General features: G+C 56.7%; 1 protein-coding gene. It reads left to right on the top strand.

Annotated elements, in window-relative coordinates; all coding sequences use genetic code 11:
- Positions 1 to 85: 85 nt before the first annotated feature.
- Positions 86 to 1,417, top strand: a complete 1,332-nt coding sequence (locus WLY71_RS30545) for an IS4 family transposase (RefSeq protein WP_347806556.1) — start codon at positions 86 to 88, stop codon at positions 1,415 to 1,417.
- Positions 1,418 to 1,426 lie beyond the last annotated feature (9 nt).

Genomic DNA, 1,426 nt, shown 5'->3' with positions numbered 1-1,426 from the left:
TAATGCCGATCAGTTAAGCCTTCTCGCTTGACCTTTGGCCGCAAGAAATCAAAATCCGATGCCTGTACTGGCATCGGATTTTTTTATGCGTCTCGCTCGGGCACTGGAACTGACCCACAACATCGCCTCTACCCCCAACGCCATCGAGGGATTGGATTCCTTACTCGATCCTTCTTTGGTCGAGCAGGCGCTTGAACAGGCCGGTGTGGCGACGCTGCGCAAGCGCCGTTTGCCGCTGGAAATGATGCTCTGGTGCGTGATCTCCATGGCGTTCTTCCGGCGCATGTCGGCCTGGGATGTGGTCAGTCGCATGAACATCATGCTGCCGGGCCAGCGCCCGTTGGTGGCCCCCAGCGCCGTAGTCCAGGCCCGCCAGAGATTAGGCAGCGAAGCTGTACGACAAGTCTTCGATCTGACCCAGAAAAGTTGGCATGAGGCGGCCGGTCATCCGACTTGGGCCGGTCTGCGTTTGTTGGGCGTCGATGGCGTCGTCTGGCGCACGCCCGACACGCCGGAAAATCGGGCGCGCTATGACTCTGCCAGCAACCAGCATGGCGACACCGGTTTTCCTCAGGTGCGCATGGTCTGCCAAATGGAGTTGACCAGCCATTTGCTGATTGGCAGTGCGTTTGACGGCTACCGCAGCAACGAAATGAAACTGGCGGAGCAACTGATCGAAACCACTCCCGATCACTCGTTGACGCTGTTTGATCGCGGTTTTTACTCCTTGGGTTTGCTGCACCAGTGGCAGCAAGCAGGCACCGAACGACATTGGCTGATGCCACTGCGCAAAGGTGCGCAGTACGAAGTTATTCAGCGTTTGGGCCGTCAGGATGCGGTGGTCTCATTAAGCACTTCGCCGCAGGCCCGCAAGCAATGGCCGGGGCTGCCGGAGCGCCTGACCGCACGACTCTTAAGTAAAACCGTCAAGGGCAAGGTGTGTCAGATACTGACCTCGATGGCCGACCCACTGCGCTTCCCGTCCGACGAAATCGTTGACCTTTACAGCCAGCGATGGGAGATCGAATTAGGCTTTCGGGAAATGAAACAGACACTGCTCAACAGCAGTTACGCGCTGCGCAGCAAGACGCCCGAGATGATCGAGCAGGAGTTGTGGGGTGTGTTGTTGGGCTACAACTTGTTGCGCTATCAGATGGTGGAAATGAGCCGCCATTGTCCCGGAATTTACCCATGTGAAATGAGTTTTACCGCCTGCACCTGGGCGATCCTCGGCTTTATCAACAGCGTCTCGGCCGACCGTTCCGGGAACATCCCCAAATACCTGGCCGAGCTGCATGCTTCAGCCCTGCATTACGTTCTGCCTCATCGACGAGAGGAGCGCGTTTATCCCCGGACTATAAGGCTCAAATCCCCGAAGTATCCGATAAAAAACAAAAATGCCAGTCAGCTTAACTGACTGGCATTA

Origin of the sequence: Pseudomonas rossensis, assembly GCF_039888995.1 — a bacterium.
Classification (GTDB): domain Bacteria; phylum Pseudomonadota; class Gammaproteobacteria; order Pseudomonadales; family Pseudomonadaceae; genus Aquipseudomonas; species Aquipseudomonas rossensis.
Note: the sequence above shows the minus strand (reverse complement) of the source record. Positions and strands in the feature narration are given on the sequence as shown.

Excerpts from the sequence above, each read along its gene's own strand:
- WLY71_RS30545 (WP_347806556.1), top strand. The coding sequence starts at position 86 with ATGCGTCTCGCTCGGGCACTGGAACTGACCCACAACATCGCCTCTACC.